This is a genomic window from Streptomyces sp. NPDC001292 (genome assembly GCF_042896465.1).
Lineage (GTDB): Bacteria > Actinomycetota > Actinomycetes > Streptomycetales > Streptomycetaceae > Streptomyces.
Genome location: NZ_JBIAXG010000002.1, coordinates 292,235 through 307,645, shown reverse-complemented (window position 1 = coordinate 307,645; position 15,411 = coordinate 292,235). Strand labels below are relative to the sequence as shown.

At 69.1% G+C, this 15,411-nt stretch carries 17 protein-coding genes; 3 read left to right on the top strand and 14 right to left on the bottom strand.

Annotated elements, in window-relative coordinates; genetic code table 11:
- Window positions 1-33: 33 nt before the first annotated feature.
- The 13 genes from ACFY4A_RS04200 to ACFY4A_RS04140 all read right to left on the bottom strand — a co-directional run bounded on the left by ACFY4A_RS04200 (window position 34) and on the right by ACFY4A_RS04140 (window position 12,029).
- Window positions 34-870, bottom strand: coding sequence for an aminoglycoside phosphotransferase (locus tag ACFY4A_RS04200; protein ID WP_390827825.1), 837 nt, complete (start codon window positions 868-870; stop codon window positions 34-36).
- Entirely contained in the window at window positions 867-1,523 is a 657-nt protein-coding gene (locus ACFY4A_RS04195) for a histidine phosphatase family protein (protein ID WP_390827824.1), read from the bottom strand. Before ACFY4A_RS04195 ends, ACFY4A_RS04200 begins: the two co-directional genes overlap by 4 nt.
- A complete protein-coding gene (locus ACFY4A_RS04190; RefSeq protein WP_390827823.1) occupies window positions 1,520-2,281 on the bottom strand; it encodes a phosphotransferase in 762 nt (253 codons plus the stop codon). Before ACFY4A_RS04190 ends, ACFY4A_RS04195 begins: the two co-directional genes overlap by 4 nt.
- Entirely contained in the window at window positions 2,278-3,126 is an 849-nt protein-coding gene (locus ACFY4A_RS04185; protein ID WP_390827822.1) for a class I SAM-dependent methyltransferase, read from the bottom strand. The genes ACFY4A_RS04190 and ACFY4A_RS04185 overlap by 4 nt, the downstream gene beginning before the upstream one ends.
- Window positions 3,127-3,157: 31 nt before the next feature.
- Window positions 3,158-3,667: a topology modulation protein gene (locus tag ACFY4A_RS04180; RefSeq protein WP_390827821.1), complete on the bottom strand. Its 510-nt coding sequence runs from the start codon at window positions 3,665-3,667 to the stop codon at window positions 3,158-3,160.
- A 96-nt stretch (window positions 3,668-3,763) separates the two neighbouring features.
- Window positions 3,764-4,816, bottom strand: coding sequence for a hypothetical protein (locus tag ACFY4A_RS04175; RefSeq protein WP_390827820.1), 1,053 nt, complete (start codon window positions 4,814-4,816; stop codon window positions 3,764-3,766).
- Window positions 4,813-6,531 (bottom strand): carbamoyltransferase, encoded by a 1,719-nt coding sequence (locus tag ACFY4A_RS04170; RefSeq protein ID WP_390827819.1) that lies wholly within the window; start codon window positions 6,529-6,531, stop codon window positions 4,813-4,815. The genes ACFY4A_RS04175 and ACFY4A_RS04170 overlap by 4 nt, the downstream gene beginning before the upstream one ends.
- Before the next feature lie 8 nt (window positions 6,532-6,539).
- Entirely contained in the window at window positions 6,540-7,490 is a 951-nt protein-coding gene (locus ACFY4A_RS04165; protein ID WP_390827818.1) for a thymidylate synthase, read from the bottom strand.
- Window positions 7,487-9,334 carry a hypothetical protein gene (locus ACFY4A_RS04160; RefSeq protein ID WP_390827817.1) on the bottom strand — a complete coding sequence of 616 codons (1,848 nt, stop codon included), beginning with the start codon at window positions 9,332-9,334 and terminating at the stop codon, window positions 7,487-7,489. The genes ACFY4A_RS04165 and ACFY4A_RS04160 overlap by 4 nt, the downstream gene beginning before the upstream one ends.
- Window positions 9,331-10,026 (bottom strand): HAD family hydrolase, encoded by a 696-nt coding sequence (locus ACFY4A_RS04155; RefSeq protein ID WP_390727913.1) that lies wholly within the window; start codon window positions 10,024-10,026, stop codon window positions 9,331-9,333. The genes ACFY4A_RS04160 and ACFY4A_RS04155 overlap by 4 nt, the downstream gene beginning before the upstream one ends.
- Before the next feature lie 34 nt (window positions 10,027-10,060).
- Window positions 10,061-10,543 carry a DUF6082 family protein gene (locus tag ACFY4A_RS04150; protein ID WP_390727914.1) on the bottom strand — a complete coding sequence of 161 codons (483 nt, stop codon included), beginning with the start codon at window positions 10,541-10,543 and terminating at the stop codon, window positions 10,061-10,063.
- Window positions 10,544-11,046: 503 nt separating this feature from the next.
- The gene (locus tag ACFY4A_RS04145) at window positions 11,047-11,670 is read right to left on the bottom strand and encodes a hypothetical protein (protein WP_390827816.1); all 624 of its coding nucleotides are present in this window, start codon (window positions 11,668-11,670) and stop codon (window positions 11,047-11,049) included.
- The gene (locus tag ACFY4A_RS04140; RefSeq protein ID WP_390827949.1) at window positions 11,628-12,029 is read right to left on the bottom strand and encodes an ATP-binding protein; all 402 of its coding nucleotides are present in this window, start codon (window positions 12,027-12,029) and stop codon (window positions 11,628-11,630) included. Before ACFY4A_RS04140 ends, ACFY4A_RS04145 begins: the two co-directional genes overlap by 43 nt.
- 248 nt (window positions 12,030-12,277) lie before the next feature.
- On the opposite strand from ACFY4A_RS04140, the gene ACFY4A_RS04135 reads away from it, so the two are divergent.
- Window positions 12,278-13,525 carry a helix-turn-helix domain-containing protein gene (locus ACFY4A_RS04135; RefSeq protein ID WP_390727917.1) on the top strand — a complete coding sequence of 416 codons (1,248 nt, stop codon included), beginning with the start codon at window positions 12,278-12,280 and terminating at the stop codon, window positions 13,523-13,525.
- 50 nt (window positions 13,526-13,575) lie between these two features.
- Here ACFY4A_RS04135 and cutA read toward each other — a convergent pair whose 3' ends face one another.
- Window positions 13,576-13,902: a divalent-cation tolerance protein CutA gene (gene cutA / locus ACFY4A_RS04130; protein WP_390727918.1), complete on the bottom strand. Its 327-nt coding sequence runs from the start codon at window positions 13,900-13,902 to the stop codon at window positions 13,576-13,578.
- Between the two features lie 188 nt (window positions 13,903-14,090).
- Between cutA and ACFY4A_RS04125 the strand changes: the two genes are divergently transcribed.
- Together ACFY4A_RS04125 and ACFY4A_RS04120 are read left to right on the top strand one after the other, a co-directional pair.
- On the top strand, window positions 14,091-14,999 hold the full coding sequence (locus tag ACFY4A_RS04125; protein WP_390727919.1) for a radical SAM protein: 909 nt from the start codon (window positions 14,091-14,093) through the stop codon (window positions 14,997-14,999).
- Window positions 14,996-15,409 carry a DUF6375 family protein gene (locus ACFY4A_RS04120; RefSeq protein WP_390727920.1) on the top strand — a complete coding sequence of 138 codons (414 nt, stop codon included), beginning with the start codon at window positions 14,996-14,998 and terminating at the stop codon, window positions 15,407-15,409. The genes ACFY4A_RS04125 and ACFY4A_RS04120 overlap by 4 nt, the downstream gene beginning before the upstream one ends.
- Window positions 15,410-15,411 lie beyond the last annotated feature (2 nt).

Below are 15,411 nucleotides of genomic sequence, written 5' to 3'. Positions count from 1 at the left end.
GGATCTCCAGAGAGGTTTCGTCGAAGGGGGAGGTCAGGTGAGCCGGGACAGGACGGTTCTGCCGTGCTCGCTGAGGGCGGGGTCGTTCTCCTGGTGACCCTTGACCAGGGCCGTGGCCGCCTCGATGGCGCCGAAGGACTCCAGGAGGCGTCGTTCGGTGTCGTTCGGTGGACGCCCGTAGCCGTCGAAGAAGGCGGTGCGGAGGTGGGGTGCGGCTTGCCAACGTCGGAATTCGAGCCGGGCGAAGTCGCGGACGCGGGCGTCGTGTCGCATGTGCTCGAAGTCGCAGATACCGAAGGTGTCGCCTATCAGCCAGTTGCGCGGCTGGTAGTCGAGATGGCAGACCGCGCTGTCCATGCGGCTGTTTCCCAGGATTGCCGCGTGGTGCTTCAGCAGGTTCTCCTCGGCCGTGTCGATCAGGTCGGTGTGGACGGCCCGGTCGATCCAGCTCTGGAAGCGCTCGGCGAGCGCTGCGCCGACGGCGCCCCCCTGGGGCATGGAGGTGGCCCGGTGGAGCTTGCCGAGGACGTGGCCGGCCTCGTGATGGGCCAGTTCCTCCTCGGGTGAGCCTGGGGCCACGGTGTCCGCCCGATCGCCGCTGAGCGCGGTGAGCAGCAGGGTGAGGGTTTCGTCGTCACGGCCGACCAGCTTCGGCGCATGGCCGGTCAGGTGGGTGCCCCACGCTCCGTAGGCGCGGAGTTCCCCGGCGTACCGGTCCCGCTCCGCGTGCTGCTTGGCGATGAAGTGACGCCCGTCGCCGGCCACCAGACGCACGACCCGGGGCGGAAGCGCGGGATCAGGTGCGATCTCGACTGCGCCAAGGAAGTGGTGCGCCAGTCGGATCCGGGGGTCGTCCGATGTCGCGATCACGGGGTCGGCTCCGGCGTGAGGAGACTGAGGTGTTCGGTGTCGTTGTGCCGGTCGAGCATCCAGCGGGTCTGGCCCAGGCGGTTGCGGTGGTGCTGCCAACGGGTGATGGAGGCGTGGTTGTGGGTGAAGCCCGCCGGCGAGCCGATCGGGATGCCGAACAGCAGGGTGTGTGCGGTGATCACCGTCTCCCCGTGGGCCGCGAAGATGATGCGCTTGCCGTGGTTCTCCTCGATGAGCTGGCTCAGGTTCCTGCTGGCGCGCTTCAGGAACCCGTTCCAGGTGTCGGAGCCTGCGGCCCAGGGCGTGTCGGGATGCGCGTGCGGTCCTCCGTCGGCGGCCGTCTTCACCGCGTCCCAGGGCTTGCCGTCGGCATCGCCGTGGACCGGGCCGTCAAGACGATCGTCGTGGCGCACGGGGATCTGGAGCGTCTGGGCGATGATCTCGCCGGTCTGGACCAGACGGATCCGCGGCCCGGTGTAGACCACGTCGAAGGGCTTCTTCAGGTGTTCGGTGGCCAGGCGGCGAGCGGCCTGTTCGGCCTGGGCGTACCCGAGGTTGGTCAGGCCGGTGCAGGTGCGTGGGCCCCCGACGAGGCCGTCGGCGTTGCACTGGGCCTGGCCGTGCCGTACGAAGACGAGTTCGGTGGTGATCACGAGGCTCCTCGGTGGCGGAAACGGAGGGGCAAGCTGTAGCGGTAGCCGTTACGGCCGACGTACGGGGCGGTGAGCACGGCGTGCAGGCCCAGGAAGCTGTCGAGCTGGCCTCGGTCCGTCGTGCCCAGCCGGACGTCGTGGCGTCGGGCTGCCGCGTTGTACGCGAGCAGCGCAGTGGTGACGGCTTGGTCCGTAAGCGGTCCGTAGGTCAGGTGGAGCGTCGCGATGAGCTTGGCGAGGTCGTAGCCCATCGGGGCGAGGGACAGGTCGTCGGTGTCGACGGCGACGATGTCCTGCGTGCTGGTGACGATGAAGTTCCGCGGGTTGCTGTCCTTGTAGAAGGTCCACGGTCCCTGGGCGGTCGCTTCCAGCAGGCCGAGCATCGCGTGCAGGGCCGCTTTGTTCGGCAGGTAGCCCTGCTCGTGGCGTCGCCGTAGGGCGAACTTCCGGGGGCCGAGGTAGTCGTCGAACGTCGTGCCGTCCTGGAAGTGGTGCGGGGTGTCCAGCGACGCGGACCGCAGGTCGCTGGCCCAGGCGGCACCGTGGGCGTGGCCCAGCAGTTCCGCCACGCGCGGGAGGTCCTCGGGGCGTACGGAGCGGCCCTCGATCCGTTCGAACGTCAGAGTGTCCGGTCCGACGGTGTGGAGCGCCGGCTGCCGCAGCGGCTTTGCGTGAGCGTTGATCCACCGGTGGTGGCGCACAGCCCCCGCCGCGCGCTCTGGTGTGGCGTAGCGCTTGGTGAACGGCGTGAGGTTCATGCCGGCCGTCCTTCGCTCGGCTGGGCGACGACGAAGGTGATGCGGGACCGGGTGGTCAGCGGTTGGTCGGGAAGGAACTCGTGCAGGGTCGCGGCCAAGGCCCCGGGGTTGCCGTACAGGCCGGGCGCGAGATCGTACTTGGGGTTGGTGGCCAGGTACTGCGCCATGTGGTCGTTGCCGTCGAAGGTGAAGACGTGCTCCTCATCCAGGACGGCGATCACGTCGAGTGAAGAGGCGGCCAGGTCGGCGAGGTTGCCGCTGTGGGCTGCGGTGTAAAGGCTGTCGTGCTGGTCCGCACGCGGATCGAGGCCAGCGGAGGCGACCAGCTGGTCCATCTCCTGGTAGCTGTCGAGGCCCTTGGTGACGAGCACGGCCAGGCCCCCAGGGGCGAGGACCCTGGCGATCTGGGCGATGACGTTCCTGGGGTGCGGCGAGTGGTAGAGGCAGAACGCGGCGACGACGACATCGCTCGACCCGGTGGGCAGTGGGAGGTCGTGGAAGTCGCCTTCGACGAAGTCCACCCTGCTGTCGGGCAGCTCCTTGGCGCGTTCGCGGGCCTGAGCGAGCAGGGAAGGCGCGGCGTCCAGGCCGACGACGCACTGCGGCCGGAGCTGCTCGGCGATGACGAGGCTGCTCGTGCCGCGACCGCAGCCGATGTCGAGCACCACGCCGAGCCGGTCCGGCTGCCCGTGGTGGGTCTGCACCAGGCTGACGATCGTCTCGGGCACGGGGCGGCCTGCGGTCTTCGCACGCATCAGGGCGCTGGTCCGCCCGGCCAGCCGCGAGGCATGCCCGTACAGCTCCTGCAGCCTGGCGGGGTCCAGGAACGGGTTGGGCTCGTTCATGCCGCACCCCCTGTCCGGGGGCGCGGGCCGTTCAGGACTGCTCGGCGGCCACCTTCCGCAGCCAGCGGCGCGTCTGGCGCCGGTTGGCCAGCAGCACCACATCGGCGCCGGAGCCGAACTCCTCGATCTTCGCCATCACGCGGGGCCGCATCCTGCGCCGGTACGTGGCGACGTACTTGATCACGCCCCAGTGGATGCGGTTGTGCACCCCGTTGCCCTTGTGCCCAGCCCCGTGCCGGATCTGCCGGGAGAAGACCCCGTACAGCGCCGCCACGGTCGACACGTCCATCAGGACCACCGTGTCGCAGGCTTCCAGCCGGACCTGCAGCGTCGAGTTGTAGTTGCCGTCGATCACCCACCGCGGCTGCGCGACCAGCTCGCGCTGCACGTCGGTGAACTTGTCCATGGGCAACGCGTTCCACTCGTCGTCGTAGAACGCGGCGTCCAGGTGCGTCACCGGGGCGTCGAGGATCGTGCCCAGCTCGCGGGCCACGTGGGATTTGCCGCTGCCTCCGCAGCCGACGACGGCGACCTTCTTCATGGTGCTCCAGCGTAGAGAGGTTCGGGTGTCCGGCGGGCCCATCCCCCGGGACACGATGGGATGATCCAGGTCTCTTGGCCAATCGAGCGGTCTGCATCAGGCAGCTCCCCGCTCGGTCGCGTTGGTCCCGACGAGCCCGTGCAGGACGGATTCCAGGGTGTCGACCTGCTTGTTCAGGCCGAACAGGCTCAGGCGGTCCACACACGCGGCGATCAGGTCGGCGTGCTGCTGGGTGCCGGCGATCTCGCGCAGGTAGGAGAGGCGTTCGAGCACGTCTCGGCCGGAGCGCACGACCAGCTCCTGGGGGACGAACCGGTCGGCGAAGCGGATGTCCGCCGGGGCCAGCGGCAGGCATCCGGCGAGCACGGCCTCGAAGATGCGCTGGGTCATCTGCCCGACAGCGGAGTACCGCTCGGGCAGCATGAGCACCGTGGCCAGGGACCGTCCGTAGACGCCGGCGGCGGCCTCGAACGGGATCCGGCCCACGAAGCGGACGTGCGGCCAGCGGTCGGTCTTCGTCCATTTCCCGGCGACCAGGTGATCGACGTGGGCGGCGGCCGGGGCTAAGAAGCGCTCGAAGGACTCGTCCCGGTCGTACCGGTTGCCCACGTAGCCGAGCACGAGGTCCCGCCGCTGTGCCGCGAGGGCCACGGGGTCGGCCTGGGCGACGAGGTCCTCGGCCACGGGGAAGAGGAGGGAGCGCGCGCCGTGGGTCGGCGCGAGGGCAGCCTCGCAGACGAGGGTGTGGGCCGTACGTCGCCACACGCTCTCGGCCCGCAGGGTGCGGTCCTTGTCCCAGATCACGGTGGGCGTACGGTGCCGGACCGTGTAGTGGTTGATGAGCTGGGCCTGCCGGTGGAGGTCGCAGGTGTGCCCCTCGGTCCCGCAGAGCGTGGTGTTGCGGCCGGGGATCGCCCAGCGCCATTCCAGGAACAGGACGTCGATGGCGGGGGTGCCGTCGTCGAAGGTGTACGCGTCGCCGAGGTCGTCGCCGGCTTCGAGGCGGTCGCGGTCGGCCTGAAGGAAGACGATGTCGTGACCGCGGGCGAGTAGGGCGTCGACGAAGGGGCGGCGATGGCTGCGGCCCCCGTCCGGGGTGTCGGTGACGCCGTTGCCGAGGAAGCCCCAGAAGCTGTATCCGATCTTCACTTGGTGATCCACCGCCCTTCGAGGAGCAGGGCATCGAGCCCGGAGTTGGCCAGGCAGTCCAGTGCCATCTCGGGTGTCCCGCAGATCGGCTTGCCCTTGACGTTGAGGGAGGTGTTGATGAGCACGGGCACCCCGGTGCGGCGGCCGAAGGCGCTCAGGACGGCGTGCATGAACGGGTTCTGCGACCGGGTGACGGTCTGCAGGCGGGAGGTGCCGTTGGCGTGCACGATGGCCGGCACGCGCTCGCGCGTCTTGTCCGTCACCCCGGAGGCCATGGACATGTACGGCGCCGGCTGGTCGAGCGTGAAGAACTCGTCAGCGCGCTCGGCCGGGACCATGGGGGCGAAGGGCCGGAACGGTTCGCGGAACTTCACGGTGGCGTTCAGGCGCTCCACGACGCCGGGCTCCAGCGGGGAGGCGAGGATCGAGCGGTTGCCCAGGGCGCGTGGCCCGGCTTCGACGGCGCCCTGGAACAGTCCGGCGATCGTGCCGTGGGCCAGCTGGTCGGCGAGGAACTCGGCGGTCTCGATGCCCAGGGTCTTCTGGCGGAGGCCGGGCCAGGGGGTGAGGTCGAGGGGCTGGTCCTCGTAGGAGGGGCCGAGGTAGCAGGTGCGGGCGATGCCTGCGACCGGGCGAGGGCTGCGCCGATCGACGTGCACGGCGAGGGCGGCACCGATCGCGGTTCCGGCGTCACCTGGTGCCGGCGGCACGAACACCTCGTCGAAGATGCCGGACTCGATGATCTTCCCGATGCTCACGCAGTTCGTGGCGACACCGCCTCCCACGCACAGGCGCCGGGAGCCGGTGAGCACACGGGCGCGGCGGGCGAGGTGCACCATCACCTGCTCGGTCCGCTCCTGGAGGGCAGCCGCCAGATCTCGGTGGACGTCCGTGAGCGGCTCGCTCGTGTGCCGCTCGGGGCAGGTCTCGGCGACGAACCGCCGCGATGTCCTCGGGTATCCCGACGTGAGGGTGCGCGTCGGGAAGTAGCCGGGGTCGATGTGGAAGCCCGTAGCCGTCGTGCGAACGGCCCTCGCAAACAGGTGGCGGAAGCGGGCGGGGTCGCCGAGGGCGGCCAGCGCCATGACGGTGCCTTCCTCGTCGCCCCGCCGCCAGCCCAGATGCTCGGTGACAGCGCCGTACACGTACCCCAGGGAGGCCGGGTCGTTGATCGCTTCCCGTGTTCGGGCGCGGGGGCGATGAGTGCCGTGACCGTGGGCGATGGTGGTGGTCTGCCGTTCGCCGAGGCTGTCGACCACGAGCACGGCGGCTTCCTCCCAGCCGGAGGCGGCGAAGGCGGTGAGCTGATGGGCGCGGTGGTGCAGGACCGGCGTGACGTGGGCAGAGGGGAACTGGCTACCGAGGACATGCAGCCGCCGCCGGGTGCGCACGGCCACCTTGGCGAACCCGTGGGCACGGGCCAGGCTCCGGTCGCGTGTCGTCGACGAGAGCGCCATGCGCAGGGCGGCGGGCGACTCGGCGAGGTAGCGGGCCGGCTGGAAGTTGTAGGCGACGGCGTCCACGTCGGCGGCGCTCAGCTTGGCCCGGTCGAGGAGCCATCCCACGGCGCGGGCCGGGTAGAGCTTGGTGTGCTTCTGCTCGGAGAGGCGCTCCTCCTCGACGAAGCCGACGAGTTCACCGTCCACGAGAAGGGCGGCCGACGAGTCGTGGGTGTACGAGCACAGGCCGAGGACGACGGAAGGTGTGCGCTTCATGGCGGCGGTCACCTCGCCCCGGCCGTCGCGGCGCGCTCGGCCGAGCGCCGTTTCAGCTCTCCGTACCAGGCGGTGAGGGCCTGGCCGAGGGGTCCGTCGATCGTGTCGGCCGCCCGCCATGCCTGCTCGTGCTTGCCGTCCTTCCACAGCCGGTAACTGCGCAACGTCTCGGCCATCGCGTCCCAGCCGGGGTGGCCGGTCACGTCGTGGGCCTCGACCTGGTCGAGCAGGCCGGCGAAGCCCGTCCAGGGCGTTCGCAGGTCGGGCATGATCGGGCCCGCCGAGAGCGAGGTCAGCGCGTCGGCCTGCTCCACGTGTTCGTCGTAGATGTGCAGCGAGCCGATGTGCAGGTGGAACTCGCCCAGTTCCGCGTCGAGCCACCCGGCGACCAGCTCGTGCAGCACGGTGTAGAAGAACACGTCGTACGGCATCCCGATCCACACGTCCTGGCCGCGCATCATGGTCGCCATGTGCAGGCGGCCGGCACGCAGGTGGAACCGGAAACCGAGGGTGCAGGGCACGTCCTTGTGCCCGGCGGCGTCCTGGGCCGGGTCGTAGAGCTGGATCAGGGCTCGCCGGGAATCGGGATCCGCCTGGAGGATCTCCACGACGCGGGCCAGTTGGTCCACCTTGCCGGCCCAGTTCCGCATCCTGGGTCCGTACGCCCCCAGGAGGACGCCGTCGTCGGCGAACTGCCGCAGCCGGTCGTTGTATTCGAAGATCCACGAGGCATCGGATCCGGACAGGTGCCAGACCGTCTCGGCGACCGCGAAGGCCGGGTTCACGATTCGGGCCGGCGGTGCGTGGAGCAGGCGGGCGCGCGGCTGGGTGAGCAGCAGGTGCACGTCACGGACTTCGCGGGTGGCCATGCCCCGGGGGCTGACCCTCTCGCCGGACTTGGCCAGCGTGACGGCGCCGGAGAACAGTTCGGCCATGCTGTCGGCGGTGAGGTGTGTCATCGGACGGATGCTCCTTCGTCCTGGGGCGACGCAGAGGCGCCCGCATCTTGGTGGATGGAATTGCCGGGCCCTGTGGCGGACGCGGCGCGGTCGGTGATGAGGCGAGCGATCCGAGCCGCGCTGTCGCCGCGCCACCGGCACACCGCGTCCAGGGCCGTCTGCGGGATCGGCGTACGCGCCTCGCGCAGTGCGGAAAGCGCTTCGACGACGCCACCGGCGTCGTGGCACCGGGTCGCGAGACCGTGAGCGGCCATGTCCAGCGTGCGTTCGCCCGGCGGGCCGATTTCGAGGACCGGGACGCCGAGCAGTGCGGCTTCGATGCCGCACGTCGAGTACGCGCTCGCCAGGGCGTCAGCGCCGGCGAGGCAGCCTCGTGCACCGACCCGGGGATCGGCCACGGCAACGAGCGGCCCGCCGTCCCGCTTCACCAGAGAGGCGTAGGCGTCGGCTCCCTGGGCCGGGTGTGGAGCGATGACGAGACCCCATTCGCCGTCCGCCTTGCCGAGTCCGTCCAGGAGGAGGTCCGCGTGGGACCTGAGGTGATCGGGGCTGAACGGCTGGCAGGCCCACACCGCTATCCGGGCGGGAGCGCGGCGGCCACTCGGAGCCAGCAGCTTCTCCAGGTACCTCCGCTGTTCCTCGCGGCCCAGACCGGCGAGTACGTCGAAGCGGGGCTGTCCGAGTACGTACACCTCGGCGTCGGGGTGACGCACCCACGCTCGGCCCAGAGCGAGGTCCCGGTCGCCCATGACGATGATGTCGCGGCTGTGCAGGGCCGGCCAGGCGGCCGATTCCGCCGTCCACGCCCCGTGCTGGACGTGAACCGAGTTCGCGCCGTGTCGCTCGGCGGCGTGCGCGGCCAGCACGCCGAGGGGGCTGGTGTCGTTGCTCAGGAGGACGGTGTGCGGCCGGGTTGTCGACAGCATGTCGTCGAGCCAGCTCTCCGCCCGCACCAGGGTCCGCCACGACGGTTGTGTGCAGCCCCCGCTGGTCTCGAGTAGCACGGACAAGAGCCTTACTAGTCGGGCGAGTTGAAGACCGTGGCCTTTTATGTTGACGGCGTGCTCGTCGTCGGGCAGGTGTAGGCCCTCGGCGGTGCCGGAGAGGGTGAAGAGGTCGCTCGGCGCCGAGCGCAGTTCGATGCCCTTGACCGATCCCGCGGTGCACCGCTCTGCGGGATCGGTGGCGAGATCGAGCAGGAGACTCTTCTGCCCGTCGCGCGCCAGTTCGCTGAGAACCGGCATCAGCGTGGCAGCGTGGCGGGAGGTCCAGGACAGCGCCAGAACGTCCTGTTGTCCGAGGTTCGAGGGAAGTGGACTCGGCTCCGTGTTCGCCGTACCTGTCCGGGCGCGGTTGCGTAGCTGAGCGGAGCGGGTCGGGTTGTGCGGTGCCGCAGCACCGAGCAGGTACGCGATGCCGGACCAGGTCACGGTGTAGGCCAGGTACTCACGCGAGCTGCTCGAACGCAGTCCCACGAGTCCCTCGTACGGGGCTAGGACCAAGGGCCCCGGCGCCGAGGCGAACGGTGCCCATGCGTTCAGGGCCAGGAGCTTGCGCACGATCTCGGCGACGAAGCGCCGCACAGGAACGTGTTGGACGTGGAGCCAGCCGGCTCCGCCCGGAGTGGAGGCCAGCGAGGCTCCGTAGTTGTCGAGGGCATCCATGGCGTCCTCAACGCAGGCGCCCAGTTCCTGCCGGTCGACGGCCGTGGCTTCCAGTTCCGCGGTGTGGACGTGGTCGGCTCTCGCGTGCGCCAGAGCGCCGCTTCCGACGAGAGCCCATGTCGGCTTCCCGGCGAAGGCGGAGCGGACCAGGCCCAGACCACCAGTCGTGCGGGGACTCACACCTTGCTCCCCTCGACGAGCTGCTTGGCGGGGCGGAGAAGGCGCAGCAGTTCCCTGGGCGAAGCGGCCGTCTCAGGTGCGGGAACCGTGGGCTGCCCGTATCCCCATCCAGCGTGGATATAGGCGACCCCGGCGCGTGCGGCCGACTCCTGGTCGACCGCCATGTCCCCCACGTAGACGGCCGCAGCGGGATCGACTTCCAGATCGACCAGGGCCAGGAGGAGCGGATCCGGGGCGGGTTTCGTCCGGCCCGCCCCCGCGGGCGTACGGATGGTCGCGAAGGGGCACCCGAGGCGCGCGAGGAGAGGAGCCGCACGGTCGACGTGCTTCGAGGTCACCACACCAAGCCGCCAGTCGGCGGCCACGAAGGCGTGGAGCATCTCGACGATGCCGGTGAACTCCTGCGCGAGGTGCGCGGCGGCGACGGATTCCGCTTCGTACGTCCGGCGGACCGTCTCGGCGTCGGTCACGCCCAGTCGCTGCATGATGTCGCCGAACTCTCGGCCCAGGTGGCGCTCGTAGTCGTGGAACGGAAGGGTGATGCCGTGCAGCTCTTGGACCTTCCGCCACGCCATCCGCATCACCGGACGGGTGTCGAGCAGGACGCCGTCGAGGTCAAGGAGAAGAGCATGCGACGTGTGGTCGCTCGGCGCGGGCGGGGCTGGTGGCGATTCGGGAGCGGGAACGGTCATGATCGTCCTTCTCGTCGGGGGTGGCCGTCGCGCCTCAGAGGGCCGAAGCCGGTTCGAGTTCGCACTCGGGGTACTGGTCCGGGCCGCCGGCCTCCTCGAAGGCCGCGTTGAGCAACGCCACGTGCATGCGGTCGCGCCGGCCTCGGCACTGCAGAGCACGGCCGTGGCGGGACAGCGCCCACGCCTTGAGGGCCGTCGGGTCCTGCATGAAGTTCTTCGCGTTCTGCCGCAGCACGGCAGGCGTGAACACACCGAGGTTGAGACCGGTGCGCCAGAACTCGAGCCACCACTGACACATCAGAAGAGGACCCGATTCATCGTCCTTGACGTGATCGGGATGGTTGCGCACCCATATCGGATCCAAGTCCGGGTGTGTCGTCGCGACTTCGAGCATGCGGCCGTGTGCCTGGTGCACCGCCAGCTCCAGAAACTGACGGTGCTGCAGGTGTCGCTGGGCGGTGTGTACCGCGGACGCGAAGGCGATGGTGGTGGCCAGAGCGAGAAAGGGACGGTTCATCTGCAACCTTTGCTCACGGATGGATGGGGGTGGTGCAGGGCGACCGCGCTCCTCTGGCGAGGCGCGTGGGCGACGGCTGAGGAGCAGCGGCGTTCGCCACCTCGCTCGCTTGAGGGAAGTCAGGCTGCGTCCGGCGGTCCGTCAGTCGGAGACGAGACCGCCCCGTTCGCTGGGGCCGGCAGGCGGGAGAGCCGGTGGAAGCGAGAGAGGTCGAAGCCACCCCCTGCACCTCGCCGGCGGGCACGGCGAAGAGGTCGAGTCCCACTTCGCTGGGCGCCTTCGGGGTGGCCTCCTGGATGGCGAGGAGCGCTTCGCCCTGCTCGCGGTGCGGCAGGAGGCGCGGCGCCCGATCGGTGTGTCCCTCGAAAGTCATGGTCAGCCCCCGGTCAGGTGTATTCGAAGGTGATGGCGAGCGCGGCGCTCACGGTGGTGATGAGGAGGATCTGGGCGCTGATCTGCCTCCAGTCCCAGCCCTTCTTGTCCATCCAGCGCAGTGGACGCCTTCAAGTTGGCGCGCTGGGCTCCTCGGAGATCACGAGGTGGACAAACGCCCGGCACTGCTCGCCCAGGTGCGTGATCACGGCGTGGTACTCGTCGTCATCGGAGCTGATGTTGTGCCGGTCGAGGACGATCACGCCCTCCGCCAAGCCGTCTCGGAGCTGCCGCTCGGCTTCCCGCCAGCCAGGGCGCTGCCAGGGAGGCGTGTAGACGTTCCGGCTCGCACGGGAGGCGGGGATGTACGTCGTGGGCACCGGGACGGCCACATCGTGGAGCCGAGCGCCGATCGCGTAACCGTGCTGCTCGGCCTCGGCCTGTAGCGTGCCCCAGTCCTCGTCGGGTCGGGCCCCCGGACTCGGTACCAAGCTGTACGCCAGCAAGCGCAGCGGCTGGTCGCCCTTCCTGAGATCCCGCGTGTCGACGACCTCTCGGTAGAAATGCTGGCGGATCCTGCGGAGTTGACCAGCCCGGGACTGGCGCTTCGCGGGGTGTGGGGTGCGGGACCGCCTCGGACGGTCCTTGCTGGCAACCGGCGAGGCACCGGCCGTCTGCGTCTCTCGACCTCGGCCGAGGGCAACCACGGGGCTCAACACGTCGGGTCCGAGCTTGATCGCATCGTGCGGCGACATGGGGGTGCCTCCGTAAGAGTGGGGATGACCGCGTAGGTAGTTCGGCCGCTGTCCGCCACGCCCCACCGAAGCGACAAACGGGCGACGAGGTGCAGCCCTCGACCACCGAGATCACTGGCACCAGCGCGTCGTCGCCTGGCCGGCACGGTGCTGTCGTCGGTGACCCAGATCCGAAGCTCGTGGTTGTCGTGCCGCAGTCGCAGGCGGACATCCCCAGAGCCGTGGGTGATCGCGTTGGACACCAACTCCGAGACGACGAGTCGGGCGTCTTCTGCCAGAGCGTCCGGCAACGACCACTGCCTCAGCACGGTGACCGTGGTTCGTCGCGCCTGAGAGACGTGTACACCCGCCGGTTCCATGACCATCTCGAAGACGCGAGAGGTCAGCGGACACTCAGCGGGTGCGGTGCCGGCGACGCTGGTGCCGCCGCCATCACCCCTCGGTCGGGGTGGCGTTGCTGTCCGGTGCGTGGTCATGTGCCCATCGCACCGTGGCTTCGTGATCCGGAACAGGGGAAACCGGAGGGGGGAAATCTTTGTCAAGGGGGGAAAATCAGAGGGGAGTTGGGGAGAGGATTGGATTTCTCCCACCGATAGAGGTCAGACTCATGGCAGTGGATCCGTTTGCCGAGCTGCTCCGTCACCTGCGGCTGAACGCGGAGCGAACGCAGGACGAGCAGGCACATGCGATCAACGCCGCTTCCGGCCGGGCAACGATGACCCGCCGAGAGGTCGGTCGGTACGAAAAGGGCGCCAACGTCCCCACGGACCACACACTGGGGAACATCGCTTTGGCCTGCGGCGTCCCGCTGGAGCCGCTGCTGCGCGAGGCGAAGGCCGCCCGCGCCAGGCGGCGAGAGAGAAACAAGGCTGAAGGGGAGGACCTGGACGACGTGAAGCGCCGAACGTTACTGGGAGGCGCCGTCGTCGGCGCGGCCACGGCTGCTGAGCCGTGGGGCCGGCTCGCCCATGCACTCAGCAGGGGCTCCAAGATCGACCCTGACTCGGCGGGCGTTCTCATTGATCACGCGGCCCGGCTGCACGTGGACGAGCTGAGCGAAAGCGCACGTAGTCTGCAGGCTCGGGTCGAGTCGCACCTGGACGCGATCACCGCAGCTCTTCCCCGCGCCGGCACCCATGAGCGAGCGCTGACCATCGCGGCGGGAGAAACCGCAGCTCTTGCCGGGTGGGTTGCCTGGGATCTTGGGGAGCACGACAAGGCCGCCGCCTATTACGGAGTGACCTCGGAGTGCGCGAAGAAGGCCGGGCACCCCCCTCTGCGCGCCCTGGCGCTGGGCTACGCGAGCTACGGCGTCCCCAACCCTACGAAGGCGCTGGAGATGCTGTCACAGGCAGCTCAGGACGTGCGCGGGCGCGGCAACGCAACCGCTGCAGCGTGGGCCCTTGGCCGGTACGCGGAGGAAGCCGCTCAGTCAGGGGATGACGCCGGCGCTCTCCGGGCCCTGGAACAGGCGAAGTTCGCTTACGACTTCGCCGACCACACGAGTGAGCAGGCGTGGGTCCGTTTCGTGACGCCGTACCGGATGGACTCCTTGACGCTCTCGGTGTACGGCGAACTCAAGCGTCAGGAGCTGACGGCCACAGCCGACTCCGCGGTCGAACGCCTCGGTGGGGAACTGCCCGACTCCGGAGTGGTCGTCCTCGGGGACCTGGCGTCGGCACTTCTTCGCGGCGGCGACGTGGACCGCGGGGCCTACGTCGCGCACCAGTTCGCAGCGGCAGCGGAGTCCAAGCCCAACACCATGGGACGTCAGCGTGCGCAGGCCATCGCTGCCGAGCTCCCTGACACGGAGCATGACCTGGCCAGCCACCTGCTGACGTTCGCGTCCTCGTGAACCGTCGCACCGTGCACGCTCGCCAAGGGCGGGGCGCTGGGCGGCGTGTCCTACTGCGGGTGCGTCTCGTCGACCACCCAGGCCAGGTATGCCTCCGACCCTCCGGTCACAGGCAGCGTGACCCACTGGGGGACGTCATACGGGTGCCTCTCGTGTACCCACGCTTCCAGCGCTGGGAGGCGGTCCGACGACGTCATGTACGAGATTCGCCACTCCTGAGCTGCTTCGACCTTCCCCTTCCACCAGTAGAAGGCCGTGATGGGCGCATCGATGTGAACGCCCGCCGCCAGCTTGCTCTCGACAGCGCCTCGGGCGAGTGCCTTCGCCTGTTCTTCGTCGTCACTGGTCGTCTGCGCGATCACGATCTCGTGGTCCATGCGGCTACCTCTCCAGCTCGGGTATCGCGACCCTATCCAGATGTCCGAAGCAGGCAGGCGGGTGGTAGTTGCCGAGAGGGCTTGGCGAACTCATCTTCCGCACTGATTCCCTCTGCAGCGCCCTGTGGGGTCTGATGCAGGTTCGGATGTCACCCGATCGTGCAGCAGACCCCTGAGGTACTGGCATCATGCTGCTGGTGAGGTACAAGGTTCGTATGTCCAAAGCTGGCGTGCACCTTTTCGATCGGCTTTCCGGGGTCAACGTCCTGCTCGACGAGGTGAAGGTGCCAGCGGAGCGGGTCTCCCGTGCTCCCCGCTACCTGTCGGTTGCCTTGACGAACGCTTGCGAACTCCGTTGTGCCTACTGCTACGCGCCTAAGCACGCCAGCTCGCTCGACGTGGACCGTGTGGTTGCCTGGGCGGCCGAACTCGACGCCGCTGGATGCCTCGGAGTCGGGTTTGGAGGCGGAGAGCCCACCGCGCACCGCAAGTTCGTCCAACTCTGTGCGCGGGTCGCGGAGTCAACCTCGATGGCCGTGACATTCACGACGCACGGACATCGCCTCACCCCGGCAGTTGCCGACGCCTTGCGAGGCTCCGTCCACTTTGCACGCCTCTCCGTCGACGGGGTCGGACCTACATACGAGCGGCTTCGGAGGCGACCGTTTGCGGCAGTGATCTCCGCTGCCGGCCTCCTCCGTTCGGTCGCGCCGATCGGTATCAACGCGGTCGTGAACGCCGACACGATCGGCGAGCTCGATGACCTCTCGGCGTTCGCAGCTGACGTCGGAGCGTCTGAACTCCTGCTCCTGCCGGAGCAGCCGACCGCGGCCACGCCCGGTATCTCCGATGCCGACGCGGAGCGCCTGGTTCACTGGATGCGAACCGCCAGGCCCCAGGTGCGGCTTGCGATCTCACGCTCCGGGCTCGAATCCTTGGTACCGGCGGTCGAGGTCATTCCTGGTGAACACCCTCTGGACGCGCACATGCACGTCGATGCGACCGGTGTTCTACGTCCCCACGCATACGCATCGGCAGGAACGCCGATCGAGGACTCCATCCTGGATGCGATGCAAGCTCTGCGGGAGGCAGCATGAGGATCTGGCACAGCTACGGCTCGGAGCACTCGATGGATCTGGTCCTGGTCGGCACGTTCGAGACAGTCTCCGGAGCCGAGGCGGCAATGGAGCGGATGGAGGCCCTCAAGACCTTGGCCGAGGCGGAGTGGTCCGACGACGACTGGCGACGCGCAGATGAGCGCATGCCCCGAGCGCTCGCCGACGAGCTGGGTAAATTGAGGCTCTACGACATGGGGCGGTCCGATGTCGACATCTATGCACTCGATCATTCGGTCCAGCGCACAGGATCAACGGTACGGGTCTGGACTGAGGAGTCTGAGGTTCAGGGGTTTGTGAAGGTGCTCATCAACCTCGGAGCGCGGGTCGAGGTGTTCTCTCGGCACCACTGGAACGAGGATGGGACGCCGCGGTCGGACGGGGACAGTTGAGG